At 41.7% G+C, this 26,225-nt stretch carries 14 protein-coding genes; 8 read left to right on the plus strand and 6 right to left on the minus strand.

The genetic code is table 11. The features are described 5' to 3' along the window. Positions 1-84: 84 nt before the first annotated feature. The 5 genes from ACM0OS_RS09555 to ACM0OS_RS09575 all read right to left on the minus strand — a co-directional run bounded on the left by ACM0OS_RS09555 (position 85) and on the right by ACM0OS_RS09575 (position 14,717). The gene (locus ACM0OS_RS09555; RefSeq protein WP_414542945.1) at positions 85-4,764 is read right to left on the minus strand and encodes a PfaB family protein; all 4,680 of its coding nucleotides are present in this window, start codon (positions 4,762-4,764) and stop codon (positions 85-87) included. A 128-nt stretch (positions 4,765-4,892) separates the two neighbouring features. Continuing rightward, positions 4,893-6,611: an SDR family NAD(P)-dependent oxidoreductase gene (locus ACM0OS_RS09560; protein WP_414542946.1), complete on the minus strand. Its 1,719-nt coding sequence runs from the start codon at positions 6,609-6,611 to the stop codon at positions 4,893-4,895. Between the two features lie 195 nt (positions 6,612-6,806). Next, positions 6,807-12,149, minus strand: a complete 5,343-nt coding sequence (locus tag ACM0OS_RS09565) for a beta-ketoacyl synthase N-terminal-like domain-containing protein (protein WP_414542947.1) — start codon at positions 12,147-12,149, stop codon at positions 6,807-6,809. A 218-nt stretch (positions 12,150-12,367) separates the two neighbouring features. After that, positions 12,368-12,646: a hypothetical protein gene (locus tag ACM0OS_RS09570; RefSeq protein WP_414542948.1), complete on the minus strand. Its 279-nt coding sequence runs from the start codon at positions 12,644-12,646 to the stop codon at positions 12,368-12,370. A 751-nt stretch (positions 12,647-13,397) separates the two neighbouring features. Next, positions 13,398-14,717, minus strand: a complete 1,320-nt coding sequence (locus ACM0OS_RS09575; RefSeq protein ID WP_414542949.1) for a ParB N-terminal domain-containing protein — start codon at positions 14,715-14,717, stop codon at positions 13,398-13,400. A gap of 384 nt (positions 14,718-15,101) precedes the next feature. On the opposite strand from ACM0OS_RS09575, the gene ACM0OS_RS09580 reads away from it, so the two are divergent. The 8 genes from ACM0OS_RS09580 to ACM0OS_RS09615 all read left to right on the plus strand — a co-directional run bounded on the left by ACM0OS_RS09580 (position 15,102) and on the right by ACM0OS_RS09615 (position 24,758). After that, positions 15,102-16,304, plus strand: a complete 1,203-nt coding sequence (locus ACM0OS_RS09580) for an ABC exporter membrane fusion protein (protein WP_414542950.1) — start codon at positions 15,102-15,104, stop codon at positions 16,302-16,304. Between the two features lie 92 nt (positions 16,305-16,396). Beyond that, complete coding sequence (devC, locus tag ACM0OS_RS09585; protein WP_414542951.1) at positions 16,397-17,575, plus strand: ABC transporter permease DevC; 1,179 nt, start codon at positions 16,397-16,399, stop codon at positions 17,573-17,575. Positions 17,576-17,637: 62 nt separating this feature from the next. After that, complete coding sequence (locus ACM0OS_RS09590; protein ID WP_414542952.1) at positions 17,638-18,627, plus strand: NAD-dependent epimerase/dehydratase family protein; 990 nt, start codon at positions 17,638-17,640, stop codon at positions 18,625-18,627. Positions 18,628-18,987: 360 nt separating this feature from the next. Beyond that, positions 18,988-19,971 carry a glycosyltransferase family 2 protein gene (locus ACM0OS_RS09595; RefSeq protein WP_414542953.1) on the plus strand — a complete coding sequence of 328 codons (984 nt, stop codon included), beginning with the start codon at positions 18,988-18,990 and terminating at the stop codon, positions 19,969-19,971. A gap of 77 nt (positions 19,972-20,048) precedes the next feature. After that, positions 20,049-20,516: a DUF2141 domain-containing protein gene (locus tag ACM0OS_RS09600; RefSeq protein ID WP_414542954.1), complete on the plus strand. Its 468-nt coding sequence runs from the start codon at positions 20,049-20,051 to the stop codon at positions 20,514-20,516. A gap of 150 nt (positions 20,517-20,666) precedes the next feature. Continuing rightward, entirely contained in the window at positions 20,667-21,926 is a 1,260-nt protein-coding gene (locus tag ACM0OS_RS09605; protein ID WP_414542955.1) for a glycosyltransferase, read from the plus strand. Between the two features lie 141 nt (positions 21,927-22,067). Beyond that, positions 22,068-23,327, plus strand: coding sequence for a glycosyltransferase (locus tag ACM0OS_RS09610; RefSeq protein WP_414542956.1), 1,260 nt, complete (start codon positions 22,068-22,070; stop codon positions 23,325-23,327). A 165-nt stretch (positions 23,328-23,492) separates the two neighbouring features. Then, a complete protein-coding gene (locus ACM0OS_RS09615) occupies positions 23,493-24,758 on the plus strand; it encodes a glycosyltransferase (protein ID WP_414542957.1) in 1,266 nt (421 codons plus the stop codon). A 226-nt stretch (positions 24,759-24,984) separates the two neighbouring features. Here ACM0OS_RS09615 and ACM0OS_RS09620 read toward each other — a convergent pair whose 3' ends face one another. Beyond that, positions 24,985-26,214, minus strand: coding sequence for a tetratricopeptide repeat protein (locus ACM0OS_RS09620; protein WP_414542975.1), 1,230 nt, complete (start codon positions 26,212-26,214; stop codon positions 24,985-24,987). Positions 26,215-26,225 lie beyond the last annotated feature (11 nt).

Raw genomic sequence — 26,225 nt, forward strand, 5'->3', positions numbered from 1 at the left:
GTTGGCGTTGCTGAATCCTTACGCGTCTTTGCGGCTTTGCGTGAGGTAACTCCTACTTTCAATCAGCAACGCCCTGAAATTTAATTAAGTTTCCTCATTCAATAAGTTTTCCGCACAGGCTAGTTGTAATTGAATGATTTCACTCATTTGTTTACTAAAATCTTTTCTGGCTTGTAAGAAAGCAGTATGATTTTTGGTTATGCGGTCATTGTTTTCACTCAGTTTTTGATACTGAGTTTTGTTGAGTTCAGACATTCTAATTGTGTTATCTAGTTGATGATTTGTGGCTGGAGATGACACAATTGGTTGCAGATTTTTCTGTCCCAGGGCTGTTGACTCAAAAGATTGTAATTCTTTTGGAGACTCAAAACCGTGTTCCATGATATTTTTTATTGGGTCTTCTGCTGGCTGAATTGGGGTGAGTAATTGTACGTTTTGAGACAGATTTTTCACCCGATAATTGTTGAGATTATCGGCGATATTTTGGAAGTGTTTACGGTTTACTTCTGTCAATATTGCCGCAGCAATTGATTTACCACCTAAAGTGATGGTTCTTAGGGTTAATTTGTTTTGTTTGGTGGTGGTGGTGAGGTTGTAAAGTGGTGATAAGTCTAAAGTGACTCGGTGACTGACTAGTTTTGCTAAAGCTTTGACCATAGAACTGTGGTCATCCATGCCTCTACGATTGAGGGATACGGTGATGTGTTCTTTGTTTTCTAAGATTTTGCTAATCCATCGTGAACACACTCCACCTGCACCGGCTTCGATGAATATTTTTACGCCATCGTCGTAGATACGGTTAACTAGTTGGGGAAAGTCCAGTTGTTGGCTCAGTCCGGTGGCTATGCTGCGCGCTATGACACCACTATCTAAAACGATGGGTTGGTATTCGGCGGCGGAGTAGAATGTAACACCTGGTAGGTTTTGGCTGGGTAAGGTGTTGACTTTGGCTATTTCTGCGTATTGCGATCGCATAGGGTCACAATGTATGACATGATCGAATGGTGCAGGAAAAGCATTACAACCTAGGGTTTTGATTACTCTTTGACAGGCTGTTTTCTCACCGGCAATTAAGACTTCTTCTGGTGTGTTGATTTGAGTTAAATAAACTCGTGACTCATTTTTGAGAGCTTCTCTGACTTGAGAGGGGGTAGCCATGAGTACATAAGTACCCCAGAAGTTATCGTCTTGTAATTCTGTTGTAGTTAAGCCCCAATACTCACGGACGGCGTTTTTCGGGCCTGATAGTTTATTGCCAAACAAGGGTGATGAGTTGAGGGTGTTACTACCGCCTTCAAAATCACTCCAAACTCCTTGGGCTACCATCATGCTGGTTTCACCTAAACTATAGCCGAAGACGCATTGGGGTTTGACTTGAAAGTCGTCTCGGAAAATTGCTGTCATGTATCTGGCGAAGGCGATTTCACTTTCAAACATCGCCAGGGAATCATCTAACAGTTGCTTTTCGAGGGTTTCTAGTTGTCTGGTTGTGAGTTTAGGGAAGCTGCGGGGATAAACTAATTTCTCTACATCGGCTGCACGGTTATAGAGATTGTTGCTTTTTAAGTCCTCGAAGACTTTAGGGAAGAGGCGGAAGACTGTCCGTCCGATGCCAATATAAGAATTGACTGCGGCTGGATAAACATAAGCTAAGGTTCCGCGTTTACCCAAGGGGTTGGTTGTAAAATAACTACCTAGTGGTGATTGCCAATCTGTACCCTTTTCAAAGGCAGTATTTACACCTTTACGGGCAGCATCGATTTGTTTGAGGAGTTCTTTTTTGTTACGTCCTGTAATTGCTAGGGCGTATTTAGCCTCAGTATGTTCTTTAAAGGTGGTAAAGGTCTGACTGGCAGTGGTGGATAAACAAGAACTATCTTCGATACTTTGTTGGAGGCTATTTAGAACCTCTTGTAAGTTGCCTTGATTCTCAGATGTTACGGGGAACAGATGAAAAGGCATTTGCTGTAAATACCTACTGTCGCGTTCTTGTTGGTCTGGGTCTTCTGACAAAATGACGTGGGCGTAGGTGCCATCTATACCGATGCTATTGAGGGCAGCTATCCGACGAGTACCACCTTTATCGACAAACCAAGGTCTAGATTCTGTCGCTACATAAAAAGGGCTGCCTTCCCATAGTTGTGGTGTTTTGGCACCAGACCATTGAGGTGTGGCTGGAATGTATCTGTAGTAAAGACAGAGGGCAGTTTTGATTAGGCTGGCAATTCCTGATGCCGTGTATGTATGACCGATGTTGGACTTGACGCTACCTATGGCACACTGCAAACCATTACCAGTCTTGGGATACGCCTGTAACAACCCTTTGATTTCGGCTGTGTCTTGTTGGGGAATACCACTACCAAATACTTCTACATAATTGACCTCTTGAGGTTCAATCTCTGCCATCAAGAAGGCTTGTTGACAGGCCTCTTGGATAGCTTGGGCATCAGATGTTGTTAGTTGAGGAGAACTACCTTCGGCAAAACTGACGGCATCAAGTACAGCATAAATTCGTTGGTTGTCTTGTTGGGCAGTGTCGTGACGTTTGAGGACAACTGCACCCGCACCTTCACCGACCATCCAACCATCAGCGTTTTGGTCAAAGCTTAAGGTATTGATGCCTGTATTGACTTTGCCTAATTGACTGCGTAATAAGACATTTTCTACACCACCGGCTAAATCTACTGCACCTAAAACTACAGCCTCGACTTCTCCAGATGCTAATAGCATTTGAGCAACTTCTAAGGCCTTGAGTGCAGAGTTTTCGCCAGATGTCATGGTGAAGGCGGGGCCAGTGAAATTCCACAAAGCGGAAATCCTACTTGCCATAATATTGGCGATGTGACTGACATACTCACCTGTTTCGACTGGATGGTGAATGCTATCTTTAACAACGCCTTCTAACTGGGAAACGTCTGCATCTGGTAAAGCGATATTTTCGGACAGTAAGCCTTCTTTAACTTGCCAAGATAAATCCCATCGTTGTTGTAATTGATGTACAGAAAACTCCGTTTCCGCAGCCACAATTACTGCTACATTTCCCCCTTCCTTCAAGCCTGCATCTTTAACAGCCCGGTCAGCAACTTTTAAAAGTAACAATTGTTGGGGATTAAGTTTTTCAACTTCGTTGGGAGGAATTTTGCAAGCCAACGTATCAATGTCAAAGTCTTGGATGTATGCCCCTACAGGCGCTTTTCCATCTGTTAAACCGTACTCTTGGAGTAAGTTTGTTTGCTCGTCTATGCCATGCCATCTAGAAGGTGGTAGGGGAATAAAATGCTGGGTTCCTTCATAAATGCTGCGTTCAAAGGCATCTAAGCCGTTACATCCACCGAAATAGGCATCCATACCAATAATGGCAATTTTAGCAGGTGGTGTGGGTGTTGTAGAGTTAGTAGCTGATGCTGTGATGCCTTGTTCAATAATTAAATGAGAATTGGTACCACCAAACCCAAAAGCACTGATAGCTGCTCGTTTAATTGGTGTATTGTTGTTAGGCCAAGCTGTCGCTTTTCTGACAATATTTTCACTGGAAATGACATTATTGTCTGAGGCTAAAGGTACATCAACATTAATAGTAGGTGGTATAACTCCCTGAGACATACTCAGAATGACCTTAGTCAAACCCACCATACCGGCAGATGTTAGTAAATGTCCGGTGTTGGCTTTGGCAGAACCTACCAATGGTGAAGCTTGATGTTGTCCAAAAAAGGTAGCTATGGAATTAAGTTCAGTTGTATCGCCTAGTAATGTGCCGGTAGCGTGACACTCCAGATAATCAATACTTTGGGGACTAATTTGAGCTTCGTTATAAGCTCGTTCAAAGGCGAGGACTTGCCCTTTGGTATTGGGACTTAGTAAATGCTTACCTTTGCCATCATTGGAAAGTCCGTTACCACAAATAGTTGCCAGAATATTGTCACCATCTCTGACAGCATCGGCATATCTTTTCAGCATGACCATACCCACGCCATCACCGGGAATTAGTCCTCTGGATGTCTTATCTAAGGGGCGACTTGTACCGTCTTCAGAAAAGCCTTGGACACCGGAAAATAGCATTCTTACAAACAGCGAATCGGCACAACTGATGGCTCCCGCTAACATCATGTCAGCTTTGTGAGATGATAGATAATGAGAGGCTAATTTAATAGCATAAAATGACGAAGAACAAGCAGCATCTAGACATAAATTAATTCTAGATAACGATAAAGCTTGAGCAACTATAGAAGCTGGTAAGCCAGAAATCATGGCGTTGTATAAAGACGCTTTTGTTGTCTTTGGTAAACCAGCTAAAGCGAAATCTTCGTCTTGTAGAAGTTCTTTAACAGCAGGTGCGATCGCCTGTTGGTAAATGGGGGAAAATAATTGATGGGAAAGTTTGGTGGGGAAGGAAAGATTACCGAGAATTACGCCGCATTTGGCCAGGAGGTTTTGATTTCCCCAGTAGCCGCTATTGGTAATTGCTTGTTTGGCGGCATACAATGACCATTTAAAGGAGTCGTCTAAACCAGCAACTAATTCTGATGGTAGGTTATATTCGGCGGGATTAAATTGAAAGTCCCTGATATATCCACCTTTGAGGGAATAGGTTTTATCTGGTGTGCCTTTAACTGGGTTGTAAAAAATGTTGGGGTCTACGCCTATTTCGTTAATGGTGGCTGATGAGGTGGATTCTTTTTGGGCTATGAGATTTTGCCAAAATTCGTCGGGGTTTTTTGCATCGGGGAATAGACATGATAATCCGATGATGGCTATTTTTTGCATTTTTATATCCTCAACAGTTGTGGGGTATTTAAAGGAAGGCAGGATTTACGCTGTTCCCCAAACTTGAGAATTTTTGTCTCGCGCAGAGGCGCGGAGAGTAAGAGATTTTATTCAGTAGTGCCTAGTGATTAACTTCTGAGTAATTTCATTGACCAAATAATGGCGTTGGCGCCTAGCATTCGGGAGTATACTTTTCCTTGTTTATCGTGGATAATAAAGTCGGCGATCGCACTACTTGCTGTTTTGGTTTTTACTTCGCAGGATACGTAAAATGGTTCGTTGTGTGGGGTGGGGGCAAATTGTTCAAATTTCTCTACTTTCCCCGGTAAGCAACCTTCTTGATGAAAGTGTTGTGTCCAAATCCATAAGGCGTGCATACTCAGGTCTGTTGTATAAGGATTGACCCATCTGACGGGGAATTGTCCTTCTTTTTGAGGGCTGAGTTTTGTCCACAAGCATTCTGTGGTAATTTTTTCGGGAGTAATATTTAAAACTCGTTGGACTTCCTGAAATGCAGGGCCATGAAATAGGGTGGTTCCTCCATTTTGATAGAAGTCTTTTTTAGTGGCTGTGATGATGTGATCTTCGGCTAAATTGATTGATTCATAAATCGGAACAGTGGGAATTTCTCGCTGGAGATTTAGTTGAGCGCTAAAATGATAATGGGTTCTTCCTGCGGGGTTTTTACTCCAGATTTTAGCTTTTAGTTCTATTTTTTCTAAATTGACTTTGGAAACTTCTTCTATTTCCAAAATATGTTCTTTAGCTAAAGTGTCATTGAAAGTTATTCCCTTCAAAATTTTGAAATCTTGGTAACTAAATAATTTATATCCTGGATACATTTCCTCACAGGAATTGATAATCCAGGACATGGCACAGGTAGCCGGTAATACTGGAACACCCGCAATTACATGATCATATAAGAAGGGATTGGCTTCTAGTGTCATCTGGCGACGCAGACGATGAGTTCGCAGTTGGGTGTCTAACTCGATACTTGGGGGAACTAATGGACTACCAATGACAACTTGTGCAGTGTCATTATGGGCTGGGTGCAGTTCGTTGACTAGCATTTGTGTACCTGTATCCACAGGAATAATATCAATTCCCCTTTCTGCAAAAGCTTTTTTCAGTTCTGGTGACACCATCCCACTATCCCAAGCGCCCCAGTTAATGGCTACTACATGACACTGGGGATAATTTTGCTTAATCAAATGGGCAGATTTATTGAGAATTTCATTAGCGATCGCATAGTCAGATTGTCCGATATTCCCGTAAAATCCAGTTACGGAGGAAAATAATACTAAATGCTGGAGTTGCTCAAGATTCACGCAAGATAGCAGATTTTCCAATCCCTGCACCTTAGCTGTGTAGACCTTTTCAAAATCCTGGTCAGTTTTCTTTTCTATTAACTTATCAGCTAAATTTCCCGCCCCGTGGATAATCCCCGTAATTCCACCCACAGCCGCCAACTTCTGCTGCAAATCAGCAACATTGGTGACATCTACACTAATATATTCTGCTTGCGCGCCTGTTGCGGCGATCGCTGCCAGTGTTTGCTTAATTTCTCGACTAGAAGCAATTTGGTTATATATCTTCTGTACACTCATGGGTGTCGGCTTTTCCCCTTGAGACAGAAGATTTTCCATGATGCGTTTCTTTAACGCCGATTCCTCAAAACAATCATGCACAAACGCCGGCTCAATTTCTAAAAGCTGCGAACGACCAAGCAAAATAAACTTACAAGGCTGGTGCTGCGCCAACTTAATCGCACATTGAGCTGTAATTCCTTTCGCACCACCACTTACAACAAAAACCGATGAAGGACGAACCTGAGTCTGTGTAGTCATATTATTGGGAATTTATGATTAAAATAAACCGCCAAGACGCCCGCGCGCAGCGATGCCCGTAAGGGCTGTAGACGCCAAGAAAGAGTGTTTTAAAGATTTCTGCGCTCTTAAACTCTGCGCCTCTGCGTCTCTGCGTGAAACAAAAAACAATCCTGGAACGCAGAGGGAGATATATTTCTTACCTCCCTCATGCCATTACTTCTGCAAATCACCAACCAAAGTCACACGACCTTGAGAACCGTAAGCCACTTCGCTGATGAGCAGATTCGGATCATGCAATTCAGCAATAATATATTCTGCTGATTTTTGAGCATCCACAGCCGGACTCAAATCAATGGCGCGAGTAAACACCTTGGGCCATTCAAACTTTAGAGTCTTAGTTAAGCCAAATAACCCTGCACCAATGGCCCCGAAGTTTACATTATGTTCTAACCCAAAAGCACCATCCAAACGATTCACAGTCAAGAAACAACTACGTTCGTAACCAGCCGCTTCATTCAGGGATTGTTTGAGATGTTTAGCCATAAAGAACACGTGCTTGACAATCGCCTTTTCTGCTTCCAGATAAGCAGGTGTTTGATTTACCTCAAATACCGGATGAATATGGATGAAAGCTCCAATGGTGCCAAAGTTAGTTGCGATCGCAGATAATTTATGTTGTAGTAATTCTTCTGTCATATCTGCGAGAACTACGCGATGCACTCCGACTGGTAAAGGCGATTGCTGGGAAACGATAGATTGGGGGAAACTTAAAACTACCACTTTCCAACCGCGATCGCTTAAGGATTGAGCTAATTGGGCGGTGGTGAGGGAACCATCGTCGGTGATTAAACCAACGTGTCCCTCTGGTAACGCGAAATCTAAACTATCGGGTGGTGGTAGAAACTGAAGTTTAGCAGGACGGCGAGCAATACCGTCAATTATCTGGACTGGCTGGTAGCTAAACTCCTGCTGGGGCTTTTTTTTTTCACCTCCAGCCAACTTCTGGAGATAATCAACTATTTGACCGATGGTGCGGAGGTCGCCCAGTTCTTCGATGTCTGGCTGGGGTAAGTTGGGGTACTTGTCTTGCATCGCCCCCAAGATTTCTACCCGTTTGATGGAGTCAATTCCTAAGTCAGCCTCCATGTCCATTTCCAGTTCTAGCATCTCCACTGGGTAGCCGGTTTTATCACTGGTGATGGCTAACAGGGTTTCACCTAAGTCTGCGTAGTCGTCGGTGGAGAGTGGGGAGTGGGGAGTCGGGAGTGGGGTTTGGGTATATTCTATTGTTGGTTCTGTGGTAGGAATGGTGGGTGCTACTGCTTCTGGTTCTGGGATAATTGGAGTGGGGATATTAGTAGCAGGTGTAGCTGTTTCTACAGGAACGCTACCGGAAAAAAGGGATTGCAGATATTCTACAACTTGACCGATGGTGCGTTTTTCTGATAATTCTTCTAGGTTTGGCTGGGGTAGATTAGGATACATATCCTGTAATGCACCCAAGATTTCTACTCGTTTGATGGAGTCAATTCCTAAGTCAGCCTCCATGTCCATATCCATTTCCAGCATCTCGACTGGGTAGCCAGTTTTATCACTTGTGATGGCTAACAAGTTATTACCCAAGTCAGCTAAGTCAATGGCGGGAACAGAGATAGGTGCGGGTTTTGGTTCGACAACTGGTGCTGCTGCTACTGGCGCAGGTGCGGGTTTTGGTTCGACAACTGGTGCTGCTACTACTGGCGCAGGTGCGGGTTTTGGTTCGACAACTGGTGCTGCTACTACTGGTGCAGGTGCGGGTTTTGGTTCGACAACTGGTGCTGCTACTACTGGTGCAGGTGCAGGTTGCGGTTCGACAACTGGCGCTGCTACTACTGGCGCAGGTGCAGGTGTGGTTTTATTAATAACTGTCTCTGTGGGTTGAGTAATTGCCTCACCAGAGATTAGTTGAGAATATTCTTCTTGTATTAGTTGGAAAAAGTTCTTGGCGTATTCTAACTGTTCCAGGAGATATTGCTCATGGATGCGGAGGGTTTCACCTTGTTGACCGTGAAACTGCATCATGCCACGTTCAATACTTTCCTTGACAACTAACTTAAGTTGTGCTGTATCAGCGTCAGATTTAGTATTGGCAAACAAGGAGTTTTGTTGCTGCATCAGTTGGAAAAACGCTTTGGTGTATTCCATTTGATGTTGCAGATAAGTTCCATGAACTTGTAAGTTCTCGGTTTGATTTTTTTGGAACTGAGTCAGCAGATATTCTAAACCTTCTAGCGTCCGTTGATAATTTACAGGTTTTTCTGGTGTTGGTTGCATCTTCGTTTCCTGGTCTATTTGAGTGGGAAGCATGGCCGGATTCATTTGCGGCTGGGGTGGGGTGGTACTAGATGCGGTGGAATTAGTAGAGTTATGTGATAATTCGGGCAAACTCTGTGCAGGATGGGCAACACGTCCATTACCAATACTGTCTTTAACTGGTGGAGTTACAACCACAGCCTCAGAAAACTCTGGTGTAGAAGTGATGGCAGGTGCAGCAGGTAAACTGACTGTATGCCCATTTTCCAAAGCTTGCGTAAAGGCGTTTTTGGTTTTGTCAGACACATAATTAATGCCTTTCAACCGCACATTTAATGCCTTCTTTTTCTCAACGGGAGGTAGTGCAGGTTCAATTTGATAAGGATCGATGTTTTTCAAAGGTAAACCAACCACACGCAACTGTACAGCCGCTTCTCTCAGGGAGCGATCGCTATTCTTTTGGGTGCTGGGGTTTAAGGAGATGGTAAGATGTGGGCGATCGCCTAGAATATCTTTCACCAAGTTAGTCAAAATCCGTCTGGGGCCAAACTCTACGAAGCAATAACCACCGGCTGCATAAATATTCTCAATTTCCTGTTTAAACAACACCGAGTTAGCAAGGTGGGTTTCCAGAATTTTTTGAATACTTTGGGCTTCTTGGGGGTAAGGCTTACCGGTAACGTTGGTGAAGACGGGAACTTTGGGACTATTGAACTTGACCGACTTAGTGGCGATGGCAAAGGATTTTTGAGCAAAGGCAATTAGTGGTGTGTGGAAAGCAGCAGACACAGGTAACAATACCGCTGCACAACCTTGGTCATGTAACGCCTGTCTTACCTTGGCGATTTCTGCGGTGGGCCCTGCCAAGACAATTTGGGTGGGAGAATTAAAGTTAGCAATGGTTACCTGGGGATAGTTCCGCAGGACTACAGCCACTTTAGATAAATCTTCTTTCACCGCCAACATACTCCCAGCATCATGGTCTGGGTCTTCTGGGGCGGCCATGGCTTGACCCCTGGCTTTCACCAAGAATAAGTAATCTTGTTCACTGAGAACACCCGCAGCCCACAAAGCTGTTAATTCACCGAAGCTGTGTCCGGCGACAAAATCAGATTTAAAACCGGCTTGTTGCAAGATGGAATACAAACCTGCACTAAATACGCCGATGGCAGGTTGGGCATATTCTGTGCGTTGCAGTGCGGCAATTTGGGCATTTTTTTCTGCCTCATCAAATACGGGATGGGGAAAAACAATCTCTGACAACGGCTGCAAATTATCTTTGAGTAACAAACTATCCATACAGCCGTGCAGACGACGCATTTCCGGGAAATTCATCACCACTTCCCGTCCCATTTCTAGGTATTGGGAACCTTGTCCAGAGAACAAAGCCACAACCTTACCGCCCAACTCCATCCCAGAGGAACGGTAGTAAATACCTTGGGGATGATCCCAAGATGTGATTGAACCTTTATGCTTTAACCAGTCAATGCTAATTTGCATGAACTTGCAAGCTTCTTGCAGATTTTCAGCCACAAATCCCACTCTGGCTGCAACCTGGGGAATCTCAATTGATTGGGATTCCTGAACTAATGCCGCAAAATGTCTCTCACCGCCATCTGTTTGCAACTGACCGAGAGTTTCTTCACACTTACTCAACAGTTGTGCTGGGTTGTTAGCAAACAGTAGTACCTCGCGGGGAGTGCTGTGTAAACGGTAGGGACGATTTTCGCCGGCTTCGTATTCTTCCAACACAATGTGAAAATTTGTACCACCAAAGCCGAAAGAACTCACACCCGCACGTCTTGGTGCTTCTCCTTCTGCCCGAATCCAAGGTCTGGTTTCGGTATTTAAATAAAATGAGGAGTTTTTAATGTCGAGTTTGGGGTTGGGTTCAGTAATATTAATGGTCGGGGGTAAAACCTTGTGATGTAGTGCCAAAGCTGTTTTAATCAAACTTGCCGCACCAGCCGCCGCCTTAGTATGTCCAATTTGGGACTTCACACTACCCAAAGCAATGTGCTGTTTTTTGGTATCGTGTTGGTTAAAGTAATCTCTTAAAGAACCAAATTCTGTGGGGTCGCCTGCCATTGTACCTGTACCATGGGCTTCCATTAAGCTGACAGTAGCAGGAGAAAAACCAGCATCCTCATAAGCACGTTCTAAGGCTTTGACTTGGCCTTCTTTGCGGGGAGCATAAATACTCTTGTAGCGACCATCGCTAGAAGTACCAATGCCTTTAATCACTGCATAAATTCTGTCGTTGTCCCGTTCTGCATCTTCTAGACGCTTGAGGACATACATTCCCACACCTTCACCCAGCATCATCCCATCAGATTTAGCATCGAAGGGTTTAACATTATCACTAGGAGAAACAGCAGGTGTTTTGCTAAAAGAGATATAAGCCATGATGGTGTTATCAGTATCCACACCACCGGTCAACATCATATCAGCACGATGTTCAACTAGTTCGCTAATTGCCACCTTTAAAGCACCAAAGGAACTAGCGCAAGCCGCATCAACGACACAATTCATCCCGCCAAAATTCAAGCGGTTGGCAATTCGTCCGGCGACCACATTAGCCAACATTCCTGGGAAAGCATTTTCATCCCATTTGATGTAGGCGCTTTTAATTTTTTCGATAATTTTTTGGGTATCTTCATCAGAAATACCACTGCTTTTGAGTGCCTTTTCCCAAACAGGATACTCCAAACGAGCGGAAAGTGGTGTTGCCAATTGCTTGGCCATAGCCACCCCTAAAATTACCCCGACATTCTCGCGGCTAAACTCACGAGATTCACCATAACCAGCATCTTCCATTGCTTCTTTGGCAATCACCAAACCCAATAGCTGGGAAATGTCTGTAACTTCCAAAATGCTGGGAGGAATGCCAAACTCCATCGGGTTAAAATCTACTTCTGGGATGAAACCACCGCGTTTACAATAAGTTTTATCTTCAGGATTTCTAGGATTAGGGTCGTAATAATCCTCTATGTTCCAGTGACTAGCGGGAACATCAGTAATACAATCAATTTTGTTAATGATATTTTGCCAGTATTCCTGTAAATTTCTGGCTTGAGGCAATAGAGAAGCCATACCAACAATGGCTATAGGATTTTGTTGTAATTGTCTGTTAATCTTGCTAATTGACATTGGTTTTTCCTTATTCGATTTCTTGTCCTCTATTGACCTCATCACAGTTTTTTGACAACTATTGATTAGGCTCTCCAACTCTGCCAAGGCAGTATCAATTGAATAAGCAGACATAAGGCATATACTGTTCTTAAGTACCGTGAATCGTGATAGCTTGCGTGGCGCAGCATAGCTACAGTAATTCCTGTTGCCCATTCAAAATGAGCTATTTTTTATCTACGCGTAACATGACGCAGACAAAACTAAATGCTTCTCTTTAAACCGACACCACACGATACACACTGCCTTTCTACCTCCAGGCAATTTTGGAAAACAGCGATCGCGTCAGAATTTTATCCAGCACTCGATTCTTGATATTGTGGTAATAGGTCAATGACGTTGTTGAAACTGGTAAAATAGTCTTGGAGTGCGTTAGCTGCTTGACCAGTGAATTCCATCCATTCGTAATGGCAAAGGTTTTGGGCAATTGTATCCCACTGGATCACCGGAAACTGAGGAGTAGCTACTAAGACAGAAACGCTTTTTTCTCCCAAACTTGTTTGAGTATCTAACTTAACAGCAGCAATATAGCTGGTGTTAATAATGACGTTCTGTATTTTGATAAATGCCATAGCCAGTTTCAACGTCCAGGATAATGTATTTTAAGCAATTCAACCCAGAAAAGTTGACAAGTTCGTTACCGAAAAAACATCCCCCTTTATTCCCAATTCATGCACTTTTCTGAAGAAATACTCACACACTTAAAAGGTGATGCCAATGCGGTTGGGTTTAGTTTTGTCTTTTCCACGCTTAACAAAATAACTAAATTTCCTTGCCGCCTTGAAACGTTTGAATTAATAAAAAGAATAACATGATTCACACAAACTAAATCATTTGTTTAAGGTTATTTTATAAAAAGCCTAAATTCTGGCTGGCATTTTTTTTGTATAAACCATACACCAAAAGTATAATTAATATCCAATGCAATCACCTGAAAATTCTCTAAATTCCCCCTGGGGTCTTGATTCACATATCAGTACCAGAGTCTATTCAATTAATTAAACATCTAATTAACACATAGGAATAAAACAGTAGTAAGTAAATGTATTTCTCAGCAGAGCATCATAATTGAATCCAAATATTTAATGATTTTTGAATATTAAATAACAAAAATATCTAAACAGTTATTTATGAAGCAAACCTTAATTTAGTAAATTGTACATAATAAACAACACAAAATAAATTGTAATGAATCCCCAAAAATTTGATATCATCAACTAACATCTGACAACAAAGTTACAGAAATAGAAATAAATCCATGAATCCCACAAATAGCCATATCACACTTAATAAAATTCTGATGCTAACCCCATAGCCAAAAAACTAATGACTAATAACTGACTTCCCACTCCACTGCTGCCAACGCCACAACCCCCGGCCAACCAACTCCGGATTTGCATCCCCCACAAAACAGATGCGCCCCAACCGTTCACAAGCCAGCAAAATTTCCCCATGCCCCATAAAAGGAGCTATCACAAAATTATTCTGACTTGTATACAAATTAATTAAATAATTAACAATTCCTTCCACGCCCTCAATATTAATAGGAGCCTGCGGCCGAGATATTAATTGATGAGAAAAAATACCCACATAAACATTACCCAGCAGCAACTCATATTGAAAGGGCATTTGGCAACGGCGATAAAATTCATAAATCTGACCCTCAGAACGTAACACCGCCACCACCCGCGCCTCATCCACCAAATAATCATGCTCCCAGGTAGCAGAAAGAGTAGCGATCGCCAGAGAAGCATCTGAAGGTAACAAGTTGGTAAAATCTGAACTAGCCGTATCGCCGCAATACACCAAATGCCGATCCAGCAGCCATTCATCCCCAAGCTTCACTTGAGTATTTGCTGGTTCCACCACCTGTTTTGGCTGACGTAGACTCTGCTTCTGTGCCAACTTAGCAGCCCTTTGTGCCATAGCACTGTTATGGGCCAAAATCTGTAACTCTTTTTGTTTCGCCCTCGCATCAACCATCAATTGAGCTAACCGTGCAGCTTCCGCCTCGTCTCCCCTAGCCTGGGCCAACTCCCAAGCCTGTTGCGCCTGTTCCGCCGCCGCCCGTTCCTGACTACCAGCCCTAGCTATCTTCAGTAACGCTGTAGGACTATCAGCAATAGGCGATCGCTTAATTATCTGTTTCACCTCTGGATGAATACTTTTAGCAATTTGCTTACCATGCTGAAAAGTGCGTTCCGAGTAGCCCACCTCTCTAGCCAACTCAACTGTGCGCTTGGGAGGTGGTGAAATCGTTTCACTACCTTTATGAGTATGTTGATTATCGCCAGCTTTCGCCCTCAGTCCCATCCTTACTAAAATTTGATCACGCTCAAACCACAGTTCCGAACGTTCCAACGGTTCCAACTCATTGCGAATCAGATTTTCGTCAATTTCCGCCAACCGCGCTTGATCCGCATCTTGATAATTGACAATATTACACTCAACCGCCTCCAGCCCCAATAGCTTACAAGCAGTCAGCCGATGCAAACCAGCAATCAAATTCAGCTTTTGGTCTACCGTAATCGGATTCAATAAACCATTAGCCTTAATCGACTCCTTCAAATCATCAACCTTCTCACCCTTGACCGGACGGCGGTTTTGACCAATATGAATTTGGTCTATAGGCACGATGGGCATAATTACAGCTTTTTAGTGCAGTCAGTCAAAGAATCAGTATACATAATTTAGAGAAGTGATAGAGATAGAGTGATGGGGACAGTAACCAGCGACTAATGACAATATCGTATTTTACGATACTGGATGCGATGTCAAATTAGGATAAAACTAAGAAAGATTTGAAGTAACGCCACTATCGATTTTGTTGCCAAGTTAGTAAATAAGGTGGCTGTACAGACATACAAAGATTCCTAAAACCCACAAATACGTAAAGCCCAACTCATCTTTGCACCTTTACGTGAGCTTTTCATATCTTAAATTCAGCACTACCAGTATAAGTCATATTGCTTAACTTGCAGACAAGCCGACTGCGATAGACAAATTTAACACAATTGGAATAAAAATATGGCAGCAAACAAAGAAAGCCAATTATTTTCAAAACCCCTAGGTCGGTGGCGGATTATTTTGGCCGGTTCCGTTACTTTATTAGCCGGAATCATCGCTTTCTACAATTTTTCACCAAATCGGACACGCCCTCAAGTTCAGACTCCACCAGAAACTACCACAGAAATTGCCCCTGTTAGACTTGCAGTGACAGCCTTAGGACGTTTACAACCCCAAGGGGAAGTGACAACTTTGTCTGCTCCTAATGCAGTTAACGGCCCACGAGTAGAAAGACTACTAGTCACCGAAGGTGAACAAGTTAAAAAAGGACAAGTATTGGCGCATTTAGAAAATTATGCTCGCTCCACAGCCGCCTTGCAACAATCGTTAGACCAGCTAGAAGTAGCCAAAGCCAGACTCGCACAGGTGAAAGCGGGAGCTAGAAGCGGAGATATTGCCGCACAAAGAGCTGCGATCGCGGGTTTAGAGTCACAATTAAAAGGAGACGTTGCAGCGCAACAAGCAACAATCAACCGCATCCAGGCTGAGGTAGACAACGCCCAAAGCGAAAACGAGCGATATCAACAGTTATTTAGACAAGGTGCCATTTCTGCCTCTGTAGCAGATAGTAAAGCTTTACAACTCCAGACTGTACAACAGCAGATCACAGAAGCCCGAGCCAACCTCAACCGCACTCAAACAACTCTCCAAGACCAAATACAAGAAGGTAGAGCTAGACTTAACAGTATTAGCGAAGTCCGGCCCGTCGATGTTGAGTTAGCACAAACTGAAGTTACTAGTGCGGTAACTGCTATCAAACAAGCAAAAGCTGACCAGGAATTGACTTACCTCAGATCTCCCATAGATGGCAAGATTTTAAAAATCCACACCAAAACCGGAGAAGTAATTGACAACGCAGGCTTTGCTGAGATCGGTAAAATATCTCAGATGTATGTAGTTGCAGAAGTTTATCAAACTGATATATCAAAAGTCAGTGTAGGTCAAAAAGCTACCATTACTAGCACGGCATTTGCTGGGGCAATTCCCGGAACAGTGACCGAAATTGGTTGGCAAATTGGTCGCCAAAGCATATTCAGCCTTAATCCCACAGCAGATACAGACCGCAGAATAGTTGAAGTCAAAATCAGCATCGATAATCCCGAAGATAGTGCGCGGGTAGCTCGTTTAACGAATTTACAGGTAGATGTTGCCATTCAAATATAGTCATTGGTCATGAGTCAGTGGTTAGTTGTCGGTTATATATCACTAACTGCCAACTGACAAACAAACAAATATAACAAATCACAACTGAATCCATGAATTTTAGAATTCCTTTGGCGTGGCTACAGCTAGCCCAGCAAAAAGTTCGGTTTGTCGTAGCCGTAAGTGGGATTGCTTTTATTGTGCTGCTAATGTTTATCCAACTTGGCTTTCAAGATGCACTTTATTCTAGTGCTACCGCACTGCATCAAAATCTCCGGGGTGATTTATTTTTAGTCAGTTCGCAATACAAATCTTTGACATCGAATCAAAGTTTTTCACGCAATCGTTTATACCAAACCTTGGGTTTTGATGGGGTAGAGTCAGTTAATCCCATATATTTACAATTTGCCAAGTTAAAAAATCCAGAAACTGGAGAGAAATATTCAATATATGTGATTGGTTTTGACCCAGGAAAATCTGTCTTCAATATACCAGAAGTTGCAGAAAATTTAGACCGACTGAAAATTCCTGACATTGTCCTTTTTGACAGAATTTCTCGCCCAGAGTTTGGCCCCATCGCTGCACAATTTGATGCGGGAAATTCTGAGCAGACAATTGAAATATTTCCCTTTGATGCTCTCATTGGCTACAGAGTGAGGGTAGGGGGTTTGTTCAGCTTGGGGCCTTCTTTCGGTGTAGATGGCAATTTAATTGTCAGTGACTCAACTTTTTTGAAGATAAATCCTATCACTCGACCAGCAGAAATGATCGATATAGGTGTCATCAGCCTTAATCCTGGTGCAGACCCAGATACGGTTATGAGAAATTTAGCAGCAATTTTACCTAAAGATGTTCAAGTATTTACTCGTGAGGGTTTCATTGATTTTGAAAAACAATATTGGGCTGTGAGAACACCCATTGGTTTTATTCTTAATCTCATGTTGACTATGGCTTCTGTAGTTGGTGTAGTAATTGTCTATCAAATTCTCTATAGCAACATTGCGACTCAATTTGTGGCCTACGCAACTTTAAAAGCAATTGGATATGCCAATACATATCTCTTAAATGTAGTCTTTCAACAAGCAATAATCTTGGCTTTATTAAGTTATATACCAGGATTTTTATCTTCCATAATTATTTATGCATTTGCAATGGAAGCTACTAAATTGCCAATCATGATGACTGTGAATAATGCAGTAATAGTCTTGGTTTCAGCAGTTTTAATATGTATAACTTCAGGGTCACTAGCAATTAATAAACTCCGCTCCGCAGATCCGGCTGATATTTTCTAGTCTTCTAGAAGCGAACTATCTTCTAACTTCAATCATATAAATTACCAATCACTCCTATCTCCATGAACCTCCAAAACAAAACTCTCTTAATTACTGGAATTGATGAATTTATTGGCTTGCGTGCAGCCGAGTTAGCTATAGCCCAAGGAATGAAAGTTCGTGGAATCCAAAGTTCTGCCGATAATAATCAAACAGTACAGAATTTGGGTATTGAAGTAATTGTTGGCAGTATTACTGATGCTGCTGTTGCCCAAAAAGCCTGTCAGGGTGTAGATATTGTTTTGCATACGGCACAAATGGCCCAAGAAGCAGGTTCTATTAAAGAATTTAGGGCTGTGAATGTTGGTGGTACAGTCAATATGGCTAAAGCTGCTAAAAATGCTGGCGTCAGAACATTTGTGCATCTTTCCAGTGTAATGGTCTATGGTTTTAATTATCCTGACGGCATCACAGAAACTGGGCCTCTTTCAGGTGAAAATAATCCCTACTGTCAAACTAAAATAGAAGCCGAAACCGAACTTTTACCTCTGAATGCACCCCCAGATTTTGGCATTATCATTATTCGCGCTGGAGATGTTTATGGGCCAGGAAGTATTTCTTGGGTAATTAGACCCATTCTGATGATGCGCCAAAAATTATTTGCTTATGCCAATGATGGTAAAGGAATCATTAATCACGTATATATAGACAACTTAATAGATGCCATCTTTTTAGCAATAGAAAAAGAGGCATACGGTGAAATTTTTAATATCACCGATGGACAAAGCACGTCTTGGAAAGAATATTTTCTGCAATTGGCGGCAATGGAAAACTTATCGGCACCAATGTCTTTACCAAAAGAGGAAATGAAATTATTTCTGAAACTACGCGCCCAAGGACAGAAACTTTTCCGAAAGAAAGCTGATATTCTCCCTGAATCTGTAGATTTTATGAGTCGCCCTTACGCTTATTCAATTGCCAAAGCACAAAACCTGTTAAATTTTCAACCTAAAATTGACCTAGAAAAAGGGCTGCACTATACACAAGAATGGCTGAACAAAACCGATATTTAAAATTAACATCAATACAGTGCTTTTCATCTATCTTGAAAATTTTCCTAAGTTGGAAAACCCGTCTACATAACTTTGCTCTGTGTTTATATGTAGTTAATTCTTTCTCTACTGCACAAGAGATTACAAACCCTACCTTGCGACACACTTCATAAAAGGTTGAGGGAATAGGAAGCAGTAAAAACTCTATTACTGGTCTGGGTTTATAGCCCCAGTCAGAAAAACAATTATTTTGAGCAGTAAGCCTCAGAAAAACAAAATTTCCTGGTGGGTTACTGTTCCCTATTCCCTTTGAAAAACGCAAGTTCCAAGACAACATCTAGTTAAATAGTCGAAAAATTTTCAATAACATTATTTCGTCGTATGAGCAAGATTCTACCAAAATTAAGTATTGGGTTACCTGTCTACAATGGTGATAAGTTTATCCAAGCAGCCTTAGACTCGCTTTTGGCTCAGACATTTGCAGATTTTGAGCTAATTATTTCAGATAATGCTTCGACAGATAAAACCGAAGAAATTTGTCGAGCATACGCCGCCCAAGATCAACGTATTCGCTACTATCGAAATGAAAAAAATATCGGTTGTTCTCCTAACTTCAACCGTGTTTTTGAATTGTCTACAGGTGAATACTTTAAGTGGGCTGCCTATGATGATTTACATGCTCCAGATTTTCTAGCAAAATGTGTTGCTGTACTTGATTATAATCCTGAAATAGTTTTGTGTCATTCCCACGTCTATTTTATTGACGAAAATGGCCATTTTTTACAAAACTACAATCTCAAACTCAACACGGATTCACTGAAACCTCAGGAGCGTTTTCATGAATTACTTACCAAGCATCTCTGCTATCAATGTTATGGAGTAATTCGCGCCAATGCCCTGAAACAAATACCATTAATGGGTAGTTATGGTACTGCTGATGGCATTTTACTGTTAAGACTTGGTTTACTGGGTCGATTTTATGAAATCCCCGAATATCTGTTTTTTGCCAGAATTCATTCTGAGCAATCCTTGAGTATGTTTTTTCCCAACTACTTGTTGTTTACAGACAATAAAACTAAATATTCACCCAGTATGTTGCCTGACCTTTATGCCTATACAGTGTGGTTTGATTCTTCAAAAAAGGGAAAAATTTTGTTTCCGCATTGGAGAATAGTTTGGGAATATATCCTTTCTATATACCTGTTTGAATTAAGTCTTTATCAGCGTGTACGGTGCCATATCAGTATTTATCAACAGTTGAGAGGTAGTGAGTATCTTTTGCTCAAAGATTTACTAAAAGCGATGCAAATAGTCTGGCAACGTTGGCAAGATTATGCTGCTCAAAAACAGCAAATTGTTTCTTAAATAATTGGGTTTTAACAATAAAAGGGTGTTGTAACAGTGAATGCAAAACAAAAATTACTGGTAAAAATAACCAAATCATGTTGAAAATAACTCATCTTTCTTCTCTTTTGCTAGCTAGTTTATTAAGTCTCAGCTTTGCAAAAACCGTGAATGCAGACACTACAGCAACGCTGACAGTGGTAGTGAATGGAATCAATAACCAAAAGGGTGAAATCTGCATGGGAGTTTACTCTAAGGGCAAAGGATTTCCTATGAGTACTAATGATGTTCACAAAAGTGCCTGTGTGCAGCCTTCAGGGAGTACTTTGACTCATACATTTTCTGGTTTGAAACCGGGAAATTATGCCGTTGCCGTAGTAGATGATCAAAATGGCGATCGCCAGTTGAATACAGACTTTTTTGGCATTCCCAAAGAAGGTTTTGGAATTTCCCAAAATCCCACTGTTTCCATAGCCACAGGTACACCCAAGTTTCATGATGCCAGTTTCTTCATGAACCAAAATACCAAAATCAACATTTTCATGAAATATTCCCTCGATTCATAAGAACGGGGAATAGGGAGTAGGGAATAAGGGATCAGAAAAACAAAGATTTTGGTAACAACTCAAAGTCTTTCCCCCCTGCACCCGGCACCCCTGCCTCTTCACCCCACCTCCCACCTCAGTCAACAGGGCAAAATTTGCCGGAGACTATATATGAAAGAGTTGACAATATTCCTATCTCAGTCTTTGCTGGGTTGGTTGGCTATTCAAATGTGTTTAGCTTTGGTTTTTCTGTTCTACATCCACTTAAGTCACAAAAAAGTATTGCCTGATGAAGAGTTACCTAAAACAGCAGTGATTCTTTGCTTACGTGGAGCCGATCCGTATTTGCCCAATTGTATCGAGGCCCTGTTAAATCAAAATTACCCAGAGTACGATTTAAAGCTAATTGTTGATAGTCAGGATGATCCGGCTTGGGAAGTTGTCAACGAAACTATCAAAAAGCAAGAAGCCAGCAATTTCCAAATCAGCCCTTTGAGGATAATTCGCCACAACTGTAGTCTCAAATGCAGTTCGCTACTGCAAGCTGTGTCGGAATTAGATGATTCTTACAAGGTAGTTGCTTTGGTAGATGCCGATACAATAGTTCATGCTAATTGGCTGCGTGAATTAGTTAGTCCCTTAAATGATCCCAAAATCGGCGCAACGACAGGTAACCGTTGGTATATGCCTACAGGTAAATATTGGGGGTCTTTAGTCCGCTACATCGGTAACGTCTCTACAGTTGTGCAGATGTACTTATTTCGCATTCCTTGGGGCGGGACTTTGGCTATCAAAACAGATGTGCTACGTCACACAGGAATACTAGAGAAGTGGGGACAAGCTTTCGGTGAAGATTTGATGATGCATAACATCCTTAAACAACATGGGATGCAGGTCAAGCTTGTTCCTTCTTTAATTATGCTGAATCGAGAAGAATGTGATTTACTTGGCTTCATGGACTCTCTGAAGCGGTTACTATTTTATTCTCGACTTTATCATCCTCGTTGGATAGCTATAATTGGCGATGCTGTTTCTAGTATCTTATTTCCTTCTCTAGCAATAGTAGTGTTTATCTTGTCATTGCTCGATACTCAATGGGATTTGGCAATGATATTGTTGGCTACTTATTGTATCTATACCATCGGATTACTTTTGTTGACACTGATATTAGAGTTAGCAGTACGTCCAGTAATTCGCTTTCAAGGTCAGCCGATGACTCCCTTGTCAGTTACTACAGTAGGCAAAATATTAATTGCTATCCCTCTAACACAGTGGGTGTATGGATTGGCAATGCTATCTTCTTTGTGGATGTCAACAGTTAAATGGCGCGGTATTGTTTATCGAGTACAAAATCCTTGGAATATCCGATTAGTTGAATACCATCCTTATGATTTGTTAGATCAACCTATTGATAGCAAAATTTCTCTTTGATTTGACTAATTTTGCTGAGGAATAGTAGGTAGGGTGAAATAAGCAGATAAACAAGGTACAAGAGTTAATTTTCTTCCTCATAACGAATGACTGATAACAAATTGATTCATCTTTCGCAAGGAATTTAATAGAGGTATAAAGATGAACAAATTGGTAATATTTCTATCTCAAGCTTTATCCATTAGCCTGGCTATTCAGGTATGTTTATCACTGGTATTTTTGTGGCGTCTGTCTTCACACAAAAATAACTTATTACCAGATCAACAGTTGCCTAAAACAGCGGTAATTCTTTGTTTGCGTGGTGCTGATCCGTTCTTAGGTGACTGTTTAAAAGCCCTATTAAATCAGAACTACCCATACTATGATTTAAAGTTGGTTGTTGATCGTATGGAAGATCCGGCATGGACAATTGCTACCAAGACGATTGAGGCAGAAGGAGCAACCAATGTTCAAATTAGTCCTTTAAGAATAATACGCAAAAACTGTAGCCTTAAGTGTAGTTCTCTATTACAAGCTGTTTCAGAATTAGACGATTCTTACAAAGTAATTGCTTTAGTAGATGCTGATACAATAGCCCATCCCAATTGGCTGCGTGAATTAGTTACTCCTCTAACTAATCCTCAAGTCGGAGCAACAACTGGTAATCGTTGGTATTTGCCTACAGGCAACAATTTAGGCTCTTTAGTACGGTATATCTGGAATGTTTCTGCGGTAGTTCAGATGTACATATACAAAATTCCTTGGGGTGGTACTTTGGCGATTAAAACAGAAGTACTTCACCAAACAGGATTGTTAGATAAGTGGGGGAAAGCTTTATGTGAAGATACTATGGTACGTAGTGTTTTAGGTAAATACAAAATACAGGTTAGATTTGTACCTTCTTTGATCATGCTCAATCAGGAAGAATGTGATTTACCAGGATTCAGATACTGGATGAAACGCCAACTACTTTGTTCTCGGCTATATCATCCTAGATGGTTAGCTGTAATTGGTAATGCGATTTTTACCATATTCCTTCCTACTATTCTCATGCTGCTATCTTTGGCAGCCTTGTTCACTGGACAATGGTATGCTGCGGCCTTGTCTTTTAGTTCCTATGGCAGCTATGTAGTGGCTTTGATGTTAATCATACTTTTCTTAGAGCGAGGAGTACAGCAAGTTCTGCAATTTCATGGTCAGCCTCGCACACAATTGTCAGTTACTCACATCTTGAAAATGTTAATGGGCATTCCCTTTACACAATGGGTTTCTGGGTTAGCAATGCTGTCATCTTTATGGATGCCAAAAGTTAAGTGGCGTGGTATTACTTATCAAATCAAAAATTCCTGGAGGATTCGGCTATTGGAATACCGCCCTTATCAAGTATTAGAGCAATCTGTTGATCGCCATACATCTCTTTGAATACTCTCATTGTTCAGCAGAGTATAGGGTAAAAATCTACTCTGTACAATTCGGTAACGGTGTCAATGCGTAAATCCTAAATTCGAGTTCATCAGGGTAAATGGGTGTTCAAGTTTCTCAACACCAGTACTTCTCTGAATCAAAATACGCAAATACATTGAAACTATGAACAAGCAACCTCTTCGCATTGCGCTGTTTACAGGATTGTACTCTCCTTTTTTGACGGGCGTTTCAGTCGCAGTACATCAACGAGTTCGCTGGTTACTACAACAAGGTCATGAAGTCTTTCTCGTCCATCCAGAAATCAATGATAAGTATCCTAAAAATGTGGGCGATCGCCCCATGCCAGGACTAGATGAATTATTGCCTTTTCCCAACTTTTGTGCTTACGCATTTCCCACACGCCCGCTGATTTTCTACAAGTCTCTACCCCAACCACTAAATTATCGACATTGGAGCGATACTAAGTTATTAGAAAACTTCCAACCCGATATTATAGTAGTTGAAGAGGCTCCACAAATGAGGGGTTTCTACTCACTTTTCTTGCAAGGTTATGGTCGTTCAATTGGTGTGGAATACGCTCAAAAAACAGGTACTCCCATCATATCTATCTTTCATACTGACATTGTTGCCTATATCCAATACTACTTAGGCCAACAGTGGTTTAACTTGATGCGTCCGATTATTCCCATGTTAGTTAAGCAATCCACTGAGGCTTATGATGCCAATTTGTTTTCTTCTCGAGAACAACTACATAAGTATGAATTGCTGAACTGTCAACGTGGTGAATATCTTCCCTATCAGGGAATTGATTGTGAGAAATTTCATCCCCGAAATATTATCTACAACCCCATTCCTGATGACCACAGACCAATTATTTTGTTTGTGGGACGGATTACGGCGGAAAAGAATGTGATGCAACTGATAGATATGTTTCCGCTGATTGCCGCTGAAATTCCTGATGTTCATTTGGTGGTTATTGGTAGTGGACCCCTTGATGATGAATTGCGGCGACGTGCTAGCAAGTTTAAATCTGGGATTACTGTCTGGGGTGAATCTCACGGTACTGAACTGTTGGGTTGGTTTGCTCGTGCAGATATCTTTGTCAATCCCTCAGCAACCGAAAATTTCTGTACTACAAATAACGAGGCTTTAGCTTCTGGTACTCCTGTAGTTGCTGTGGTTGCACCTTCAACTGCCGAGCAGGTTTTTCCTGGTCACAACGGCTTTTTAGCTGAACCCAACAACCCCGCAGATTTTGCCCAGAAGGTGGTGACAATTCTCAAAAATTCTCCACTTAAAGCAGAAATGACTGCACAAGCTCGTCCTTCTATACTTCAATATGATTGGTCGGCGTGTACAGAAAAGTTTGAAGCCAGACTTTATCAGCTGGTTCAAGCATCGGAGAAATTAGAATCAACAAAGGCTTAATTAGCAAATAAAACAGACAAATGCCAGAGTATGTTTATACTCTGGCATTTCCTGATAATGAAAAGTTTGTAGTAGGGACTGAAGTTTTTCAAGACAGGACTAAAGTCCTGACTACGAGCAAACATTTTTAGGACTTACGCACTCGCTACAAAAATTAAGGCTTTGAGATTGCTTCCCTACGGTCGCAATGACGAAAATATGTGGTTGGTTACGTAAGTCCTGATTTTTATTTGGTTTCTTGAAAATTAGCGGTTGGTACTTTTTCAATCTGCTGAGTAAAATATGATTCTTCGTGTTTGAGTTGTTGTGCTAGTTGTAATCCTTGTTGAAAGGCTGTGAGTGCTTGAGGATAATTTTTTTGTTCTAGATACAATTGCCCAATTTGGTCGTAGGCTTGCATCATGCCATAAAAATTGACGGCTTGCTTTTGTGTCTCGATGAGAATTTGGCTAGCTTGCAAAGCTTCGGTTATTTGTCCTTGAGAACGATAAAGGAGAATTAATTTCTGCAAAGCTTCACCTGCACGAGCATATTGCTGTGATTGCCAGGCGGTGACGTAAGCGGTTTGATAGTTGTTAAATGCTTCTTGTAGTAAAATAGGATTTTGCTGTGCTAGGGATTCATAATTGGCACCGATCGCTAGTTTCAATTCTGAGATTTTATTCAGATTATTATCCTGGTTGTAAATTTCGGCGAGCTTATTTAAGACATTGACCGACTCTTGGGGTTGTCTTGCTTGTTGATATATATAAGCTAGCTGTTGTAGATATACTAATTGGTTTTGGCGATCGCCTGGGGTTAAACTCAGTAATTCCTCGTAGGTGGCGGCGGCTTGGGGGTAATTAAACCAAAGTAGATGCAGTTCTCCAATGGTATTGAGAGTCTGCAATACGGCGTTGGTGTCTTGTTGTTGGCGCACTGTTGCCAAAACTTGGTTGTACGCTTCTAGGGCCAGTTCAGGCGATCGCACTTTTTGGTAAGCTTCACCAAGCGATCGCATTAATTCTAAGTCTACAATTTTTGAGCTTTGTGCTTGCTTTTGAATGGTTTGTAATCGCTGGGTAATATATTGTACCTGTTCATTATTATTTTCATTCCAGGCGATCGCACCTACTCGCCCTAATGCTTGTACCTCTGCTACAGAACCCAAATATCGCCGCAAGCGGAGTTCCCGATTCCAGATATCAAATGCTGCTTCCTCATCACCTGTTTGCAATTTCGCCGCTGCTTCCAAATTTAATTGATCCAGTGCTGTTTCTAAGCTTTGCAGTTCCGGGAGAGTTAACTGCTGTTTGTCAATTAAAGGCGGTAGTAAAGGGTCAGGTGTGGTAATTTCTAGAGGATTGGGAGGAAACTTATCTGGTTGTTGGGGCTTTTTACTCTCCGCTATTGCCAAAGAAGCGTTCAGTTGCCAGATTATAGCAAAAGTAACAGTAAAACATAAACGTCTTAGCATAAATACTTTAC

Origin of the sequence: Nostoc sp. CCY0012 (assembly GCF_963920855.1) — a bacterium.
Classification (GTDB): domain Bacteria; phylum Cyanobacteriota; class Cyanobacteriia; order Cyanobacteriales; family Nostocaceae; genus Cyanocohniella.

What these genes read in the sequence shown, in the direction of transcription:
- ACM0OS_RS09555 (WP_414542945.1), bottom strand. Translation starts at nt 4,764, where the DNA reads ATGCAAAAAATAGCCATCATCGGATTATCATGTCTATTCCCCGATGCA.
- ACM0OS_RS09560 (WP_414542946.1), bottom strand. Translation starts at nt 6,611, where the DNA reads ATGACTACACAGACTCAGGTTCGTCCTTCATCGGTTTTTGTTGTAAGT.
- ACM0OS_RS09565 (WP_414542947.1), bottom strand. Translation starts at nt 12,149, where the DNA reads ATGTCTGCTTATTCAATTGATACTGCCTTGGCAGAGTTGGAGAGCCTA.
- ACM0OS_RS09570 (WP_414542948.1), bottom strand. Translation starts at nt 12,646, where the DNA reads ATGGCATTTATCAAAATACAGAACGTCATTATTAACACCAGCTATATT.
- ACM0OS_RS09575 (WP_414542949.1), bottom strand. Translation starts at nt 14,717, where the DNA reads ATGCCCATCGTGCCTATAGACCAAATTCATATTGGTCAAAACCGCCGT.
- ACM0OS_RS09580 (WP_414542950.1), top strand. Translation starts at nt 15,102, where the DNA reads ATGGCAGCAAACAAAGAAAGCCAATTATTTTCAAAACCCCTAGGTCGG.
- devC (WP_414542951.1), top strand. Translation starts at nt 16,397, where the DNA reads ATGAATTTTAGAATTCCTTTGGCGTGGCTACAGCTAGCCCAGCAAAAA.
- ACM0OS_RS09590 (WP_414542952.1), top strand. Translation starts at nt 17,638, where the DNA reads ATGAACCTCCAAAACAAAACTCTCTTAATTACTGGAATTGATGAATTT.
- ACM0OS_RS09595 (WP_414542953.1), top strand. Translation starts at nt 18,988, where the DNA reads ATGAGCAAGATTCTACCAAAATTAAGTATTGGGTTACCTGTCTACAAT.
- ACM0OS_RS09600 (WP_414542954.1), top strand. Translation starts at nt 20,049, where the DNA reads ATGTTGAAAATAACTCATCTTTCTTCTCTTTTGCTAGCTAGTTTATTA.
- ACM0OS_RS09605 (WP_414542955.1), top strand. Translation starts at nt 20,667, where the DNA reads ATGAAAGAGTTGACAATATTCCTATCTCAGTCTTTGCTGGGTTGGTTG.
- ACM0OS_RS09610 (WP_414542956.1), top strand. Translation starts at nt 22,068, where the DNA reads ATGAACAAATTGGTAATATTTCTATCTCAAGCTTTATCCATTAGCCTG.
- ACM0OS_RS09615 (WP_414542957.1), top strand. Translation starts at nt 23,493, where the DNA reads ATGAACAAGCAACCTCTTCGCATTGCGCTGTTTACAGGATTGTACTCT.
- ACM0OS_RS09620 (WP_414542975.1), bottom strand. Translation starts at nt 26,214, where the DNA reads ATGCTAAGACGTTTATGTTTTACTGTTACTTTTGCTATAATCTGGCAA.